Origin of the sequence: Shewanella cutis, from assembly GCF_022410515.1 — a bacterium.
Classification (GTDB): Bacteria; Pseudomonadota; Gammaproteobacteria; order Enterobacterales; family Shewanellaceae; genus Shewanella; species Shewanella cutis.
This window is the reverse complement of sequence record NZ_JACSDI010000040.1, coordinates 1-2773: the sequence shown is the minus strand read 5'-3', so window position 1 is coordinate 2773 and position 2773 is coordinate 1. Positions and strand designations below refer to the sequence as shown.

Annotated in this window: 2 protein-coding genes; one reads left to right on the top strand and one right to left on the bottom strand. The window is 40.4% G+C overall.

From position 1 onward, the window contains the following. Positions 1 to 178 precede the first annotated feature (178 nt). On the top strand, positions 179 to 970 hold the full coding sequence (locus tag H9J30_RS21490; RefSeq protein ID WP_240132836.1) for a class I SAM-dependent DNA methyltransferase: 792 nt from the start codon (positions 179 to 181) through the stop codon (positions 968 to 970). A 443-nt stretch (positions 971 to 1413) separates the two neighbouring features. Here H9J30_RS21490 and H9J30_RS21485 read toward each other — a convergent pair whose 3' ends face one another. Continuing rightward, positions 1414 to 2508: a hypothetical protein gene (locus H9J30_RS21485; protein WP_240132835.1), complete on the bottom strand. Its 1095-nt coding sequence runs from the start codon at positions 2506 to 2508 to the stop codon at positions 1414 to 1416. Positions 2509 to 2773 lie beyond the last annotated feature (265 nt).

The following is a 2773-nucleotide window of genomic DNA, read 5'->3' as shown; positions in this document are numbered from 1 at the left end:
GTGTTTATCCACCTTTGAGATGTTGGATTGTAATTCAGCGCGATAGCGTATTGTTTTATCTAATTAATTGCCTTCAAGCGTCTTGCTCTCGCATCTAGGTGTGGAATTGTGTATCGGTTCTGGGCTAACTGATATATCATGCGCCACCCTTAATTGCCCATGCCTTCTCTTTGCTGCTATGTCTTCTAACGCGCTTTATACCGACCTATCCGGTTATTACGATTTAATGTGCTCCGATATTAACTATCAACAACAGAGTGCGAGCATCCATCGATTGCATCAGTTTTTGGGTAATAGCGGAAAGCAGCACCTTGATTTAGCCTGTGGCACAGGCCCGCATGTACGGCATTTTATCGACCTTGGTTATCAGTGCAGTGGCCTGGATATTAATCAGCCGATGCTCGATATGGCCATGCGTCGTTGTCCTGAGGCCCAGTTTAATCTGCAAGATATGACCGCCTTTTATCTTGAGCAGCCAGTTGATTTAATTACCTGTTTTTTATATTCCATCCATTACAGTGCGGGCATCGAGCGCCTAAAAAGTTGTATTGCCAGCGTGCACCGCGCCCTCAATGACGGCGGGATATTTTGTTTTAACTCGGTTGATAAGCACCGCATCGATAACCGCTTATCGATTAAGCATTTTGCCGAGTTTGAAGGGCACCATTTTGCCTTTGAGTCTGGCTGGCATTACAGTGGCCAAGGCGAAAACCAGTCATTAAATCTAAGCATTGTAAAGAGTCTCCAGCCGTTTACTCAACTCACTGATTTCGAAGTCGATGCTGATACATCTGTGCATCAGACTGAGTTATGGCAAGACCAACATACTATGGTCGCCACCAGTTTTGCCGAGCTGCAAGCGTTACTCGCGCCATATTTTGAAGTGCATATCTTTGAACACGATTATGAAAAAATCGTCCCATGGGATTTAAGCTCAGGTAATGCGCTGTTTGTCTGTGTGAAGATTTAACCTTGGGTTGAAGGTGTGGCAACTTTCTTACTTTCATCAGTCTTCTTTAGCTTATTTAGACTGTTGATGGTTTCTTTATAAAATCAAAAGCCAAACCAAAGTCAACGTCGTGGGGCTTCACCCCACACCCGACCAAAAGGGGAAAAACGCCTGTTCCCCTTTTGGAAATCCCCCGGCGTCCCTAGCGAAGTTACATGCATTAGTTAGTGGCTTCGTGCTTATTCGAAAATCGCTAACGCTTCCGATGGTACATCCTGTACCCCGAAAGCTAGCGAGGCATCCATGCCTCGCTCACGCTATTTTCTTCAACGCCCTTCAGCAACTTCGCAGGGGAAGGTGAACTCCTGATGCTGACGTGTTCGCTGTCAATCCTGAAAGAGTTATGCATGTTCCATCTTTCGCTAAAATTGAGTGGCATAATTTATTTGTTAGTGATAAAGCGGTTATAATTCGAACAAATCAATAATATGCTCTCTCATAACAAGGATAATCAAAACACTAAAAGCAATGATAAACAGCCATTTGGTCACTAGCGATTCATTATATGTGAAGTTTTTGTTATAGCGGTCATGATTGCTCTGTTTCATCTTGTAAGCCCTGTATACAGTTATTGCTTTGCCTAATACATGAACGAACAGCCAGGAGCGAGAGGTTTCTTTTCTCGATTTATTAAAGAAATCATCTAGTCTCTTTTGTTCGGGAAGTTCACTAATCGGGATAATTTCTATTGAGGGAATATCAACTTTATGAGTGGTATGAAGTGAATCCAGTTTAGTTATGTGCTCATGCAGTGATTGCTTATCAATAAGTGACTTGGCTGTAAGTTCAAAAATATCGGATGTGTGGCTATAACTTAATTTTTCACGGTATATAAAAGCTGCTTTTGGTTCATTATTTTGAGAGTATCTAACTACGAACTTGGCATTGGATGGCACGGTATACTCAAATCCGTTTGGAAAGTTTTCTGTGATTCTATATGGATTCAAAGCGGAAATTGCATTATTTTTGAGGCTTTCAACAATTGGGCTCCAGTAGTGCTTTTTTTGCTTAGTTAGATATTTACCTTTATTCGTTGTTAGAACTACCACACATCCCATCTTCTCTTGAATTAATCGGTTGATATCTACTTTGTAGCTGTTAGAACCATAGAAAGATACTGGCTTGTAGTTTCGTACTAAAGTTTCGAATGGTGCAATTACAATTGGAGAGTCTTCTAAATTCTCCATTGATATATATATATTGTTGCTAAGCTTTATATGGATGCCAAATATTGCTTCAGACTTATCTTTAAGGTTTTGGAGGACAATTTTATTAGGGTAAATATCATTGAAATCGCAGTTTCTAGAAAAACAAACAGAACCGATAATTTTGGTTGATCGTTTTAATCTGTACTGAGCAATGGCAAACCATACCCCTAGAATTGCCACTAGAAGGCTAAGTAATACACCTATAACTGATACTACAATGCTTATAAACGTCAGGCTGTTTGAGTCCATACCTTGCAGGTATAGAGTAAGTGCAGTTAAGTGGTTATTCATTAGTATTTAGAAAGTTACAAGCAATTGAAAACAAAATATCAACTATTAATGTATAAGTCAGCTATTATTGTGGGAATAAATCCGGCTGCGAATAAATCCGGCCGAATAAATCCGGCCACCCAAGGTAAAACAAGAACATAATGCACCTTCTGTTTGCATTCAAGTGACGAAAAGTCACTTAGCCGTTAAAAGGCTAGCGAAGTTGGGTTACAAAGGATGATGACTGACTAAATTGACCTATTTGGCTGAAAAACCGAGGTAAATG

Coding starts and splice junctions, on each gene's coding strand:
- H9J30_RS21490 (WP_240132836.1), top strand. CDS start 179: ATGTCTTCTAACGCGCTTTATACCGACCTATCCGGTTATTACGATTTA.
- H9J30_RS21485 (WP_240132835.1), bottom strand. CDS start 2,508: ATGAATAACCACTTAACTGCACTTACTCTATACCTGCAAGGTATGGAC.